Annotated in this window: 11 protein-coding genes; all 11 read right to left on the bottom strand. The window is 47.8% G+C overall.

The genetic code is table 11. The annotated features are described in order from the left end of the window. Window positions 1-274 precede the first annotated feature (274 nt). A complete protein-coding gene (helD, locus tag BUA17_RS00870) occupies window positions 275-2650 on the bottom strand; it encodes an RNA polymerase recycling motor HelD (RefSeq protein WP_072732344.1) in 2376 nt (791 codons plus the stop codon). A gap of 240 nt (window positions 2651-2890) precedes the next feature. After that, a complete protein-coding gene (locus tag BUA17_RS00865; RefSeq protein WP_072732343.1) occupies window positions 2891-3352 on the bottom strand; it encodes a hypothetical protein in 462 nt (153 codons plus the stop codon). Window positions 3353-3493: 141 nt separating this feature from the next. After that, on the bottom strand, window positions 3494-4561 hold the full coding sequence (locus BUA17_RS00860) for an FUSC family protein (RefSeq protein ID WP_063564722.1): 1068 nt from the start codon (window positions 4559-4561) through the stop codon (window positions 3494-3496). A gap of 257 nt (window positions 4562-4818) precedes the next feature. After that, the gene (locus BUA17_RS00855) at window positions 4819-5544 is read right to left on the bottom strand and encodes an HD domain-containing protein (protein WP_072732342.1); all 726 of its coding nucleotides are present in this window, start codon (window positions 5542-5544) and stop codon (window positions 4819-4821) included. Between the two features lies 1 nt (window position 5545). Beyond that, window positions 5546-6985, bottom strand: coding sequence for an NAD-dependent malic enzyme (locus BUA17_RS00850; protein ID WP_063564724.1), 1440 nt, complete (start codon window positions 6983-6985; stop codon window positions 5546-5548). A 281-nt stretch (window positions 6986-7266) separates the two neighbouring features. Then, window positions 7267-9339, bottom strand: coding sequence for a beta-galactosidase (locus BUA17_RS00845; protein ID WP_072732341.1), 2073 nt, complete (start codon window positions 9337-9339; stop codon window positions 7267-7269). A gap of 34 nt (window positions 9340-9373) precedes the next feature. After that, window positions 9374-10483: a glycoside hydrolase family 53 protein gene (locus BUA17_RS00840; protein ID WP_083584537.1), complete on the bottom strand. Its 1110-nt coding sequence runs from the start codon at window positions 10481-10483 to the stop codon at window positions 9374-9376. A gap of 32 nt (window positions 10484-10515) precedes the next feature. Next, window positions 10516-11394, bottom strand: a complete 879-nt coding sequence (locus tag BUA17_RS00835) for a carbohydrate ABC transporter permease (RefSeq protein WP_064639146.1) — start codon at window positions 11392-11394, stop codon at window positions 10516-10518. Between the two features lie 29 nt (window positions 11395-11423). Continuing rightward, window positions 11424-12314, bottom strand: coding sequence for an ABC transporter permease (locus tag BUA17_RS00830; RefSeq protein ID WP_062321959.1), 891 nt, complete (start codon window positions 12312-12314; stop codon window positions 11424-11426). Between the two features lie 247 nt (window positions 12315-12561). Then, entirely contained in the window at window positions 12562-14247 is a 1686-nt protein-coding gene (locus BUA17_RS00825) for a type 2 periplasmic-binding domain-containing protein (protein ID WP_063564727.1), read from the bottom strand. Between the two features lie 124 nt (window positions 14248-14371). Continuing rightward, window positions 14372-15994: a response regulator gene (locus BUA17_RS00820; protein ID WP_072732340.1), complete on the bottom strand. Its 1623-nt coding sequence runs from the start codon at window positions 15992-15994 to the stop codon at window positions 14372-14374. Window positions 15995-16039: the final 45 nt, after the last annotated feature.

Genomic DNA, 16039 nt, shown 5'->3' with positions numbered 1-16039 from the left:
TGAGTCTCGCCGTCATGTGTAAAGAAAATTCACACCTATTGTACATGAACACAAAGGATGGATCATTTTTTATCCATGAAACCTAATCCGCCTGATCTCATGTCAGAAGAGATGAAATTACTATGTCCAATTATGTCCAGTGTTCTACTCCATACTTCTCACACCAAAGACCATCCCCATGGAGCTTCTTATTCCCCACATCATATTCCGCAATACACAGAAAGACTCCCGTCCCATCGAACGGAAGCCTTCTTCATGAACCTGAAAGACGAAGTCAATCGGCCTGAGCCGCAGATACCTTGCCCATATCATACAATTCCTCGGACTGGGATGTAATAAATGGGCTCGGTTTACCCATGCAATAGACATGCAGTAAATGCATTGCACGGGTACATGCCGTATAGAACAGCTTACGTTCATGTTCCTGCGCATATTGCGATGCAGATCCGTCATAGATCAGAACGGCATCAAACTCCACACCTTTGGCCAGATACGCTGGGATGACATGAACACCCCGTTCAAAGGCAAGTGTTGTTTTCTTGATCAGTTTCGGTGCCGCAGGCAGTACTTTGCTTAACGCCTCATGAATGTCCTTGCTCTCTTCCGCGGTTTTGCAGATGACCGCAACTGATTCATACCCTTCCTGAATCAGATGCTTGAGATCGGCTGTAATAACATCCAGATGCTCCTGTTCATTGGAAGAAACGATCACTTTCGGCTTCTCCCCGCCTCGGTTAAATGGAACGATCTCTTCTCCACCGGGAACCATGCCGCGTGTAAACTCCACGATCTCCTGTGTTGAACGATAACTTCTCGTCAGCTCGATCACTTCCGTATTTTCCGGTCCATACAGGTTAGTCAGCGGTCCCGTACCACTCAATACCGAAGAGTGAGCATAGATAGCTTGATTAAAATCTCCAAGTGCGGTGATTTTCGATCTCGGGAACAATCTTTTCATAAAGGCCAGCTGGAAGGCAGAGTAATCCTGCGCCTCGTCTATGATCACATGGCGGATATTGGAGTTAATATGGAAACCAAGCAGCAACTCACGCAGATACAAATAAGGTGTGATATCCTCATAGGCCAGCTCCTGTACTTTCAGTCTGCGAAGTGTCATCTCACTAATCTCTTCCCAATGTGAAGGCAGTTCTTCCTCTCCCAACAGGCGAACCATCTGGGCCCGGTCGTTGAATAAGTGCGCGTACAGTTGACGGACATCGACAAAACGTAGCGATTTGATCCATTTGCGTAAAGGCTTGAGCCGATCACTGACCACCATCCGGGCAAGGATCTCCCGTTCCTGCTGGAAATCATCGAACGTGTCCGACTTCCCTTTTTGCTTTCGCTTGAGGCGCTGATAGGCCCGTTGCAGATCTTCCGGCTCCATCAGATCCATTTGTTGATCTACCCAAGGGGCTTCCAATTCACCTTTGCCAAAGGCCGATAACTCTTTCAGCATCCAGTCCCGCAGGATTTCCAATCGATTCACCAGTTTGACGGATGGCTCGAAGCTATAGAATTTCTCCGCCATGGCCTCAGCTGTAACCACAGCCCGTCCCTGGAAACGAACCGGCTTGAACTTCATGCCTTCCGACATCATGCTGTCCTTATAACGTGTTATCACCTTCAGGAAAGATTCGGATGACTTGAATCGAATGCCGGACATGCGTGCTTCATACTGAGGATCTTCTGTTCCGGTCAGTACATATTCAAGCTGAATGAATGGGTCTTCCAGCTGATATTCACGGCCCAGACGGCGTTCCAGATACTCCTGGAAGGTCGTTTGCAGCATATTTTCCTCCCCAAGCTCAGGTAGTACGGTAGAAACATAACTGTTGAACATTGGGTTTGGCGAAAAAAGGACCATCTGATCTGCTTGCAGATGCTCGCGGTATTTATAGAGAAGATACGCCACACGCTGGAGTGCAGCGGATGTTTTACCACTGCCAGCAGCTCCCTGAACGATCAGCATGCGAGTCCGGTCATTACGGATAATCCGATTCTGCTCCTTCTGGATGGTCGCCACAATGCTTTTCATCTGTGCATCCGAGGTTCGACTGAGAACGGCCTGTAACAGTTCGTCCCCAATCGTAACTCCGGTGTCGAACATAAAACGGATACGCCCGTCCCGAATAACAAACTGCCGCTTCATCTCAATATCGCCACGGATCTCACCACTCGGTGTATGATACGTGACCGGACCTGGCGCACCATCGTAATACAGGTTCGATATGGGTGCACGCCAGTCATAGACAAGGAAGGACTCCTCCTTCTCATCCAGCAATGATGCGATCCCCAGATAGATTCGCTCTGCATTTGAATAGCCACTTTCCTTAAAATCAATGCGTCCAAAATACGGTGAATGATGCAGCCGTTTCATTTTGTCCAGCGCTGCTGCCGTATTCAGATGACTGCGCTCCCGATCCGATAGAACCTGTGATTGCTGCCTCATACTGGTGGAGGTCTCACCCACGTCATCCGCTTCGCTGAAGTTCATGGTGACTTCGTCCCAGAAATCTTTTCTCATCCCCACAACTTCGTCCCTGAAGGAACCTACCTCTTTTTCTAGGATGTCGATTTTCCGATCGATCTGTTCTGTTACAATGTTGACCCGCTGTTGCTCCTCGCTCCATTGCTGGTCTGTACTCATATATTAATACGCCCCTCTTTCCCCGGATTGTGTCCTCAAAAGCCCATTTGACAAGCCCGAAAAGGCTATGGTATAATTAATTAGAAAGTAAACATTTTTATTTTATGTTAATTAGTTCTAATTTTCTGAAAACCATTTTTTATTGTACCAGTGACAACGTCCCGATGCAAGCGGAGGCGTTTTTTGTTGTCTTCATTCTATTATTACCCTCAAATTGGTTGAATATAGAACGCTCCTATACTATTGTCGTAATTCTTCAATGGTCTCTCTCCAGCGTGTGATGGCCCCAGACTCATCTTTTAACTGAAATGTTATCCCTGAAGTAATCTCCGCATAAGGTGCATGATCTACACGAACGTTTAACACCTTAGCCTCGAAACGATCTCTCGGATGCACAGCTTCCATGAGTTGTGGCAGTGAAGTCACATCTAGACGAATAGATAACAAGCATTTCTGATGAACAGCAATCAAGGTAGCCTTGCCTGTTCGACTCATATTCATACTTGTCTGTGTTCCCGGCCATAAAGCCAGTCTCAGCAGGTTGGGCGTGACGGCAATAACTTCCCCCATACTGATCATCGCCTGATGTGGCCAGCCATCTTCGGACACAGTCAGTAATTGCATCGCTTCGTGCTGCTTCTGCTCCAGATCCTGTCCATTGAACCACTGCGTCCATTTAGGGTCAAGCTGTGTTAAATTCATACGTATCTACCTCGGTTCGATTGAGTTGGTTGCGCAAGGTTTGCGCTATGTATGACAAAACAACCCGGACACGCTGTCCGGGCTGGTTGTGGTTCCATTGTATATGATGAAACCACATCACCGCAAACTGTACTACCATGTTTACGGCCATTTAAGCCAATTCAGAATTTTATCCTGTGACTCCTTGTCTTCACTGGCACTATGCACATGTTCGGCAAGCCGGTTCAATCGTTCTAGTTGATAGCCATAGTCATAGATCGCGGCAGCTACGATGGACAGTCTCAGCATCCCTTCCTGATCAATATCAAACTGGGAAATGGCCTGCTCCATGAAGCGATCATTATCCAAAATGAACTGTGCCGCCTCTTCCCCGTTCGGTTTCAGCTTATCCTCGAATTTGAGCAGCGCATGTTCATGGAATTTGATAACAAGCTCCAGATGTGTATCAAAGAACTGATCCATTTCCGGTGTTCGCGATGCCTGGAAATAATGGCGTTCTACCGAATCCAGCACATCGAATCCTTTTTGCAGACTCAGCAGCATCTGTTTGTATACGACCATCTGCCGGGTCTCGCTGAATGTGGAACGTTTCATCTTCTTCTGTTCTTCTTCAAACAAATTATATTTATCTGACAAAGATTTAATGGAACCGCCCAGATTATTTTTCTCATCCCGGAACACCACTTCCTTAATCTCATCCGAGATCGATGTCCGCAGCAGCAGTGACATGCCACTGAACACACTCTGAATCTGTTTCACGAACTGAATCTTCGGCTTGGGTGGAAATACGGTAATATTAATAAGAAAAGCAGATACAATGCCGACAAGTGTCAGCAGGAAACGGTTCAATGCAAAATGCCAGTCACCCGACGCTTCCATAATTGATACAACGGTTACCAGCGTCAGGCCAACCGTTTCGCCCATATTCAATTTAAGACAAATCATAATAACCAGCACAATAATTAACCCGACGGCGATGGGCTCATTGGACAGCACCATGCCTCCCAGCAGGGCCACAATTGCCCCAAGTGTGGTGGTCTGCAGCTGATCCAGGAAATACTTCCAGGAACGATAAATGGATGGCTGCATCGCAAAGATGGCCGCAATTGCGGCGGGAACGGGAGATTGCGGGTTCAGGAACATGCTGCTAAGGTACAGGGCCAGCGTGACCGCAATCCCTGTCTTAAGTACACGTGCACCAAATGACATGGTGACCCCTCCTCTTTTTCGAAACTGATTTCATTCGTTGGATGATCATTATCATTATTACCCCATATTTCTTTTTTTGCCCGAAATCAATTCAGGAGAACGATTTATTGTATCATGGAAGCCTTTGGGTTACCATGCCCTGTATCCTGTTGATGAGTTAAATTCCATTCCCTACTACTTCTATGTACACAAAACAATACCCCACACTCCACTCTCGGAAGTAGGGGGTATTGTATGTTTAACTCAAACGGAGAAAGTTATGAAAACCTTCCTTCCCATTCACGCTTGAACTGCTCCACAAACTGCACCATAAAGTCATGACGCTGCTCTGCCAGTTCCTTGCCATAGGACGTATTCATCAGATCTTTTAGCTTAAACAGCTTTTCGTAAAAGTGATTGATCGTTGTACTGCGTCCATTCCGGTATTCCTCCCGCGTCATCTGCTCTCGTGGCGGAAGGGCGGGATCATACATCTCACGACCTCTCGCGCCGGCAAAAGCAAACGTACGCGCAATACCAATAGCGCCCAGCGCATCCAGGCGATCCGCATCCTGCACCACCTGGGCTTCCAGGGATGAGACGGCAGGTCGCTGCCCTCCTGCATAGGAAATGGAACTAATGATGCGTACCACAGCTTCCCGTGTACCCGCTTCAAGCGGCTGGGTATCCAGCCATGCATTCAGCTTCGCCATTCCGGCTTCAAGACTTTCGTTAAGCTTCTCATCCGGCACATCATGAAGCAATGCAGCGAGTTCACAGATAAAGGGATCGGCACCCATACGGTGTGCAAGCTCGACCGCAAGTGCGGTCACCCGCTCGATATGCGGCCAGTCATGACCATCCGTATGTGCGGCCGCATCTCCCTGTACAAAAGCACGAGCCGCCCGAAGAATAGCCTCTCCTGTTAACGTTCCATCAACCTGATCCCCATGCCCTAATTGTTGCGTGTGTAGGTTCAGATGTTGAGGGGAATTCTCTTGCATCTTACACGTCCCCGCCTTCGCGAGTTTGTTCACGCGGGATACGTCTTGCCACACCCGTTTTGACCGCTGCTTCAATCACGCGATTGCGCATCGATTTGACGATTTTATCGTTAAACACACTCGGAATAATATAATAGCGGGTGCGCTCTTCATCGGAAATGGCTGAAGCAATCGCCTGAGCTGCTGCGAGCTTCATCTCTTCATTAATCTCACTGGCACGGCAATCCAGAACGGCTCTGAACATACCTGGGAAACACAATACGTTATTGATCTGATTCGGATAATCTGAGCGGCCTGTCGCCATGACAGCCACGATGTCTTCCACCACAGACGGCATAATTTCCGGTACAGGATTCGCCATGGCGAAAACAATTGGATCAGCGGCCATGGTTTGCACATCTTCACGGGTTAACAGGTTACCGCGCGACAGACCGATGAAGACATCTGCTCCGCGAATCACGTCACGAAGTGAACCTGTCTCCAGTTCCGGATTGGTACGAGCCGCATAGTCGCTCCATACTTCATTTTCATAGGTATTCGTCCGTACCAGCGCACCATCACGATCCACCCCGACAACCCGACTCGCACCCGCGGACAGCAGAATATTACTGCATGCCACACCTGCTGCACCGATACCACAGACGACAATTTTCACATCCGTGATGGATTTACCAACCAGCTTGAGCGCATTGATCAGACCTGCATACAACACAACTGCTGTACCGTGCTGGTCATCATGAAATACCGGGATGTCCAGTTCCTCATTCAGGCGACGCTCAATTTCGAAGCAACGTGGTGAAGAAATATCCTCTAGGTTAATCCCGCCAAACGCTGGTGAGATCGCTTTCACAGTTCGAATGATTTCCTCGGTATCCTGTGTATCCAGGCAGATCGGGAAAGCGTCCACTCCTGCAAACTGTTTGAACAACATCGCTTTACCTTCCATGACTGGCATCGCGGCACGTGGTCCAATGTTGCCAAGGCCAAGCACGGCACTACCATCGGATACTACGGCAACCGTATTCCGCTTGATTGTCAGCGAAAATGCCTTTCCGGGCTCTTCTGATATAGCCGAACATACCCGGGCCACATCCGGTGTATATACACGTGACAGGTCTTCACGGTTATGAATCGGGACCTTCGGAGTAACTTCGATCTTGCCGCCCAAGTGCAGCAGGAACGTCCGGTCCGATACGTTTATGATGGATGCTCCTTTAAGCTGGCGCACCCCTTCTATAATTTTGCTGTTATCTTGTGCATCCGTTACAGCGACAGTTAAGTCGCGCACACTTACATCCTGATTGGTCGAAATTACGTCGATGGCGATAATGTCTCCGCCAGCTTCCGAGATGGCCGAGGCCACTTCACCAAACTTGATGTCTTTTGTTGTCATTTCCAGCCGAATAATAAAGCTGTTACCGTCTAAATTCCTTTGATTCATTCCAATTCCTCCCAGACTGAAAGTCATGAGTTGCAATGTTACCTGTTTGTCTTCGCTGCGCGGACACGTTTATCCTTTATCTTGCCCAGAAAAAGTACTCATTGTGATCTAAATACGACAAAAAGGACTACCCTATCCGTCTGATCGAGACGTTAAGGGTGGCCCTTCTGCACACTATATAAGTTAAACTAAAGAATATTTACACTTGCCACTCCGATGATAGAACAACCTTTCGATCGCTGTTATCCCTACATTTTCCAGCCAAATGAGTAACAAATATATTATTTACGCTCAGCCGCTCTGCGCAATACTCGGATATCATATGGTTCCAAATCCAGGCTGCCCTCTACAGCATCATCACTCAGCAGATCACGATAGGACTGGTTGTCCAGTTGTACTTGCTTCGTCTCCGGTGTGTAGTTCTGCACAAATACATAATCCGCTGTGCCATCTGTACGAATGTGTGCCGTAACTCCAGCAGGAAGCTGAGTTTCAAGAGCACGCTCTATACCCAGATCAGCGATTAGACTGCCATAGAAATCATCGTAAAATGGAGCTTTGAAACGTGTAGCCATATAATAGGCTTTACCTGAGCCAAGACGATTAACGGTCAAAGCAGGCCGTCCGGCATAGAAGTCGGAGCGATATGTCGCCAGAGCTTCTGCACCTTCCAGATGAATCAGGTCACATAATTCGAAAGCATCATATTCGGCATTCAGTTGAAGCTCGTTGTCCTTCACAGGCACAATCCCATTCAGATCACGGTCATGCAAGCCGTCGATCTCTTCTGACCAGATCCCCAGCGTCTTGCGAAGCGGTCCAGGGAATCCTCCCAGGAAGCACAGATCATTCTCATTTACGATACCTGACCAATACGTGGCTACAAATGTACCACCATTTTCCACGAATCGCTCAATGCGTTCGCCCACTCCTTCACGTACCAGATAGAGCATAGGTGCGATGAGCAGTTTGTACTTGGAGAGATCAGTATCCATGTCGATGACGTCCACAGGCACACCTTTTTTCCAAAATGCATCATAATGCCATTCGACCGTCTGCTCGTACTTCACTCCGATGTTACGCGGCCCTTGGGAATCCTTTACTGCCCAGCGGTTTTCCCAGTCGAAGATGATGGCAACCTCAGCCGGAACGGACGTTCCAACCACCGCCTGCATTCCTTCTAGTGCTGCTCCTACGTCAGTTACATCCTGGAACACGCGGGTATGTTCATGCCCAACATGATCTACAACCGCTCCATGAAGCTTTTCACTGGAACCCCGACTCTTCCTCCACTGGAAGTACTGTACACTGTCCGAGCCGTGTGCTACAGCTTGCAGAGATGCCAGCAAATGCATACCCGGACGTTTCAATTTGCTGGTCTCTTGCCAGTTGGTTGAGCTTGGTGTGCTCTCCATCAATAAAAACGGCTGCCCGCCCTTGATGGAACGAACGATATCATGCATCATCGCCACTCTGGATGCCAGCGTATCTTCTTCGTCCGCATCATGCCATGTCGGATAACTGTCCCATGACAGAAAATCCAGAATGTCAGCGAATTTCCAGTAGTTCAATCCTTCATAAAACTCCATCAGGTTGGTCGTTACCGGCAGATCGGGATTTTTGGCCTTCAGCGGTTTCGTTTCGTGCACGATAAAATCAGCGGTCTGATCGGTGACAAACCTGCGCCAGTCCAGATTCATCGCATGGACCTGTGTCTCTCCATGCGGGGCAGGAGACTCCACTTGTTTCCAGTCTGTCACGGTATGGCTCCAGAATGTCGTCCACCAAGAGTGATTCAACTCGTCCAGTGTGCCGTATTTGTTTTTCACCCAGCCGCGAAAAGCATCCTGACAATAATCACAGTGGCAATCCCCGCCAAATTCATTGGAAATGTGCCAGCCAATTACTGCCGGATGATCCGAGTAACGTTCTGCAAGTTTTGTATTGATTGCAGTAACCTTCTCTCGGTATACCGGAGATGTGTAACAGTGGTTGTGACGGAAGCCATGCAGGTTGCGAACCCGATTGGCCCCAACACGCAACACTTCTGGATACTTGGCGGACATCCAGGCAGGTCTTGCACCGCTTGGGGTAGCCAGAAATGCATAAATTCCATTGGCCGCAAAACGATCCAGCACTTGATCCAGCCATTCAAACGTGTACACGCCTTCCTCCGGTTCAAGGGATACCCATGAGAAGATGCCAATGGACATCACATTACATTTGGCAAGCTTCATCAATCGGATATCTTCCTCAAGGACTTCAGGATAGCGTAGCCATTGCTCCGGGTTATAATCTGCACCATGTAACATATGAGGTACTTTGGAACTCACAGGTGGATATTTGTATGTCATGCTGACAACTCCTTATTCATTTCATTTTAATTATCTATTTGATCAATGCAGCACTCGGCTGCTCATCCAATGTAGTGTCATTTCCCTCTCCAGCCTTCAGCGCTGAAAACGATTGCAACTTCTGACCCTTGAAGTCAAACATCGTCAGGTTGCCCCAGTTATTCGGATGTCCAACAGACCACTCTTCCTTGCTAGGAATCCAGGCAGGCTCCCAGTAATAGAATCCCGCTCCTAGACCGCCGGGAACCTCACGAATAATCTGCAGCAAATCCTTCAGATAACGTGTCTGTCCTTCCACACTTGCCGGATACCCGGGCAGTAACAGTTCTTCCTGATTCAGAATCCACTCGTGACCTTCAGGCTGCTCCAATGTCCAAGGATAAGCGGTTTCAACAACATTGATTGGTTTGCCGTAGCGTTCAGCCAAGTCATGCAGATTATCCCGCAGTGCATCCAGTGTTCCATGCCACCAAGGGTAATATGAGAGCCCAATGATATCGAACTCCACACCTAGCGCCTCAAACCGATCATAAAACTTGCGACTCTCCGCATTATCACCACCGCGGTCTATATGAATCATAATTTTGATTTCCGAATCAACCGATTTAACAGCAGCGATGCCATACTTCACAAGTCCAGCAAAACGCTCCCACTGTTCATCGGTATCATGCTCTTCCCCACCAACATGTCCTTCATCCCATAACATGCCAGGTGTTATTTCGTTCCCCACCTGCACCATGTCCGGCAATGCATCATGCTCCTTGAGTGTTCTCAGCACATCCGCCGTATAGGTACATACCTCACGTTGTAGTTCCTCATAGGACAGCTTCTCCCATGCCTTCGGCTTCCATTGATTGGCTGGATCAGCCCAGCGATCCGAATAATGAAAATCCAGCAAAAATTGTAATCCTTGTTCCTTGATCCGTTTGGCTACCGCTACCGTCCGCTCCAGATTACAGAATCCGCCTACAGGATCATTCCAGATTCGCAACCGGATTGCATTGGCATCACCCAGCTTGAGAAGGGTCAGCAAGTCCGCCTGCTGCCCATGCTCATCACGATAGGTCCCACCATGCTGCTCAATTTCATCCATAAATGACACATCCATTCCGAGAACGAATGCCTCTTCCTTTAAATTGCTCACTTCATCAACCTCCGTTTAATTTAGATGCAGGTTTAGCCTTTAACTGAACCCAAGGTCATACCTTTGACAAAGAAGCGCTGCAGGAATGGATACACAATGAGGATTGGCGCACTTCCAATAAAAATTTGTGCCGCTCTTACTGTGGTTTGAGAAATGGTTTCCATCTCTTTCGGGTTCATGGCCATCGTACTCATATCACGTTTGATAATTACGGTCTGCATGAAAGTGGCCAGCGGATAATCCTTGGCATTGTTCATGTAGAGCAATCCGTCAAACCATGAGTTCCAGTGGAACACCATGCTGAACAATGCAATCGTTGCGATAGATGGCATGGAAATCGGCAGGAAGATACTGAACAACGTTCTGAAGTGATTGGCTCCATCCATCAGCGCCGCTTCCTCAAGCTCTTTCGGAATACCCCGGAAGAAGTTTAGCATCAGAATAACGAGGAAGGTGTTAACCGCTCCCGGAAGCACCAGCACCCAGAAGGAATCCATCAGGCCGATCTTCTGGATGACCATATAGAAGGGAACGAGTCCCCCATTGAAGATCATACTAAAAACAAAAATCCATGAATAGACGGTTCTTCCTTTAAATTCATTATTTTCTTTCGACAACGGGTACGCTGCCAAAAAGGTGATCAGCAACGTAATTCCCGTACCAATGACTGTCCGAAGCAAGGAAATCCAGAGAGAGTTTAGGAAAATGGGGTTATTCATCGTTTTTTTGTATGCTTCAAGTGAGAACCCTACCGGCCAGAGGTTAACGAGATTGGCATCTGCGGCAGCCTTGTTACTGAAGGATACAGCCAGAACGTGAATCATCGGTACAATACACATAATGGCAACCAAAATGAGAAAACAAATATTGATGACATTGAACACGCGATAAGGCGTTGATTTATGATACATCGTGGTCCCTTCTTTCTCTGTTCATTCGATTAGAATATGCGGTATCCGGCGTATTTTTTGGCTAAGCTGTATGATACAAGGATCAAGACCATGCTGATGACCGATTTAAATAATCCAATTGCGGTCGCGAAGCCCATCTCTCCGTTTTCCAGCGCCGAGCGATAAACGAATGTATCAATAATGTCGCCCGTTTGATATACGAGCGGGTTGTACAGATTGAAAATCTGATCGAACCCAGCGTTAAGCACGTTACCCAGTGCCAGTGTTCCAACCACCATCAGCATCGGTACAAGAGACGGGATGGTAATATGCAGTGTCTGTTTCCAGCGACCCGCTCCGTCAATCTCTGCTGCTTCATACAGCGCTGGGTTAATGCCGGCAAGGGCAGCCAAGAAGACAATCATGTTATAGCCGAATTCTTTCCACACATCCGTTAGAATGATCGTCGGTCGGAACCAGCTGTTATCTCCAAGGAAGAAATATGGCCCAAGTCCGAATGTTCCGAGTACCCGGTTCACCAGTCCTCCGGTGGATAACAGATCAATCAGAATTCCGCCCAGGATAACCCAAGACAAGAAGTGAGGCAGATACACCAAGGTTTGGATCGTTCGCTGGATCGCCATCTTGCGAACTTCATTCAACAAAATCGCGAACACAAACGGGACAAACAAGTTAAAAATGAGTTTGAGTACAGCAATGATCAGAGTATTCCATATGACTTGCAGGCTGTCTTCGCGTTCAAACAAATATCTAAAATTATCTAGCCCGACCCACTCCGAGCCGCTGATGCCGAGCCATGGTTTGTAGTTCTGAAATGCCATAACGATTCCGCCCATAGGCACATAGCTGAATATGATCAAAAAGATGATGGCTGGCAGCAGCATTACGTGAAATGGCCAAGTTCGTTTTAAAGTTCTCATGATTGCTCCCCCTGTAATTCTTCCTACTCAAGTGCTCCCTGAGCGGCTTATACTGCGATTATATCAACCGTTTGCATAGGTCAAACAGCACATAAAAGCAATATAAATGGCACAAAAGCAACCAGTTTGGACTCGCTGTCATTCCAGTCATTCATCCACTGCTGACCCGCAACTCCCCGAAGCAAATCAGGCTCTCATAACGACAAAAAAGCGCACAGACCTGGTTGGTCTGCACGCTGCTGTATCCTTATTTTTTCACACTGTCATACCATTCGTTGACCTCTTGTGTGATTTGGTCGCCGCCACCCGATTTCCACGTTTGTACAAATGTATCGAACGCATCTACCGGATTTTTGCCATAAATAATTTCGTTGAAGGCTTGATTCTCAATTTTGTTCAGGTAGTCCAGCTTGGATTTCATTGTCGCTGTTGTAGGACCTGTGAACATGTTTTTGTAGGAGATTTCTTCCTGACTGAGCAACACTTTCGCTGCGGCAGGGGTCTCTTTACCGTAGTTGACAGCAACATCCTTCTCAAGCTTCGTCTCAGGCTCTTTGCCATCTGCCAGATTGAGCAGGGCTTTCATCTGAGCATCGGGAATACGGGCGCCGTCACGAACGAGCAAATAACGTACAACGTTCACATATCCGCCTTCAATTTGGTCAATCGGCAATTGTTTGCCATTGGCATCCAATTGATAGTCATACTTTGCAAATAGACCGTTATCATACTGGCTACCCGGTGCCGGGTCTGCATAATTGTCGAACAGGTAGTTCTCATACGTGAAGAACGCTTCAGGGTGCTCCATGTCTTTCTTGATCAGAATGACGCCGTTAACAAACTGTGTACCATGACGCATAGCTTTGCCTTCTGGACCGGTCGGGATTTCAATCGGTTTCCAAACGGCACTTGGCACATTTTTCACTGTATCCAGAAGCGGCCATCCACTCATCCAGTATGGACCTGGGATAATACCGGCTGTACCTGCCACTGCTGGCTCGGCTGTTTTGTTTTCATCCCACAATGCTGCTTCCTGCGGGATGTAACCTTTTTTGAGCCATTCGCTCAATTTGGTCAGACCTTGCTTCATGCCAGGATTGATGGAACCATACTCCAGCTTGCCGTCTTCAGCTACATTCCATTGGAACGGCAATGTTCCGTATGCACCAAAGATCCAGGATGGATCTCCCATCCATGTGTTCATGGATGTTTTGAAACCAATGCTGAGCGGAATGACCTTATCTGGAGCTAAGCCATCCGGATTTTGATTTTTGAACGCATCCATGACTTTTTCCAGTTCATCGATTGTTTTTGGCGCCTCCAGATTCAGCTTGTCCAGCCAGTCCTGGCGAATCCACAGCAGGTAATCATTGTTGTACGCATAGTCCAGTACGGGAATACCCATTCTTTTGCCGTCACGGCTATACTGGTTCCATACATTGGGATCCTGCTCCATCGCTTTTTTCCATGTGTCGGAAGCGTATTTGTCGAACAGCGGACCCGCTTCCTGGTACATGCCAGAATCAATCAGATCCTGTGCAAGCAGGTTGTCCCCTACCATTACCACTTCAGGCATCTCCTGACCGGATGACATAGCAAGACGAAGTTTTGTCGCAAATGCGTTGTTCGTATCCGTTACAGACCACAAGGATTTGATGTCGATGCCAAATTGATCTTTGGCCCACTTGGTTGCTACGTTATTTTCCATCGATTCGCCATTTTTGAATTTTAGCTCAGGATCAATTCCCCATGCCGTTGTAATCGTTACTGCAGGATCATATTTTTCTTTGTATTCGTTTTCAATAGCTGGCGTACTTGATGCCTCGCTATCTCCTCCGCTATTTCCTCCTGTACAGCCTGCAAGGACGCCGGTCAGACACACCGCCGTTGCGAGAAGCGACAGTAATCTCTTTTTCGTGGATTTCGCTCTCAATGTTGTTCCCCCTTCAATCATTTTGGTTACCCTTTCATTATAGGCCTGCCGGGTCTTTCAGCCTATGTCACGAAAACAAGATTTCTGCACCTTTGGCAACCTATATATTGGAATGATGTTGAAATTATGCCTGATCCCGATATTCATTCGGTGTCATGCCGTAATGTTTTTTGAACATTTTGCTGAAATATTGCGGATTTTGGTACCCAAGTTCACTGGTAATCTCGTATATCTTTTTGTTGGTGTTTTTGAGCAAATACAATGCACGCTCCATCCGCATGCGAATCATATAATCGCCCAGCCCCTCACCTGTCTCGGCTTTGTAGATCTTGGACAAATAAACGGGATGCAAATACACCTTGTCTGCGATCATCTTCACGGATAGATCCTGTCCTGCGTCTCTGGTTACCATCTCCTGAACCTGCTTGATGACGTGTCTGCGACTCTGCACGCCTTCCTGATCCGACAGCTCCTCCTGCAACTTGGCAAGCATCTCAGTCGCCCAGCGGCGAAGCTTGTCAGGTGATTGAATCAACTGATGTGCCAATAGCAGATCAAATCCCGCATGATCAATCTCATGTACGAGATGCCCCTGCTTGTGCGCAATGTACATAAAAGCATTCGTTACTGACAAATACATCTCATATACATGCTCTCTGGAGAGACATACACGGTCCGCTGCATCAAAGACAGCATTCAGTTTACGTGCCGCAGCCTCCCACTGTTTGGTTTCAAGCAATTGAGGCAGAACGGGTGGCTTATAGAGCTCTTCAAGCGCTTGAGCCGCATCGTTCTCCGGTCGTTTGGACAGCTCTTTATCCATGTAAATGATTGTATTTTCCTCTGGACCCGATAGTACGAGTGATCCCAAACCTTTACGATAAGCGGTTGTCAGATCGGCAAATTGAAACGGTGCAGTAACCACCATGGATAGATCGCCTTGCAGATATCGAATGACATGCTCGCGGAAAGTTCCAACTGGCTGTTTCAGTTCTTCCACATTGGTCTGAGCAGGCTCTGTCCAGTCCTGATTCTGTATCATCATGACCAAACTCTCATGAGGACCTCGTCCAAACCATACGTTGAATTGGGGACCAAACACCTCTTCGGCAATATTGCCAACCGCAAACTCCATCAAATCCAGTGATTGCTGGTCCATTGCCGAGAACCGGCCTGTAAGGCGAATTAGCATCATAACTGCCGGTTGATCCGGCTGAAGCACAATCTCATACTTCTCAAGCTGTTCACCCAGTGCCCGTGCTGTAATCTCGCGGCCCAATAACAAATCGTGCATCAGATTCTCCCGCAAAATTTTATAATCTGACTTCCGGCTATATAACAACCGATGGTATTTATCAAATTCATCCCAATCATCCCGAAGGGACGTGATGGCAGCGGAGACCGAAGCCATGAATTCCTCATCGTTCACTGGCTTGAGAATATAATCGGCAGCTTGCAGCTGAATTGCTTTTTTGGCATATTGAAAATCACTATGCCCGGTCAGCAGAATACAGCGGATATGCGCCCATCGACTGCTTACCTCCTCCACCAGTTCCAGCCCGGACATGCCCGGCATTCGAATATCGGTCACCACAAGGTCCACTGCATTCTCTTCCAAGATCTGCAGCGCCTCCTTGCCAGATGCTGCACGCAAAACCGTCGTAACCCCGAGCTCGCCCCAAGGAATGGTCAATTCTAGACTTTCAGTTACATACGTTTCATCATCCACCAGTAAAATATCAATCAAGACAGTCACTCCCTATCTGCTTCGTTATGCAGTGCATTCTTTCTA

It is taken from the genome of Paenibacillus sp. ov031 (genome assembly GCF_900143165.1).
Classification (GTDB): domain Bacteria; phylum Bacillota; class Bacilli; order Paenibacillales; family Paenibacillaceae; genus Paenibacillus; species Paenibacillus marchantiae.
This window is presented reverse-complemented; position numbering and strand designations above follow the sequence as displayed.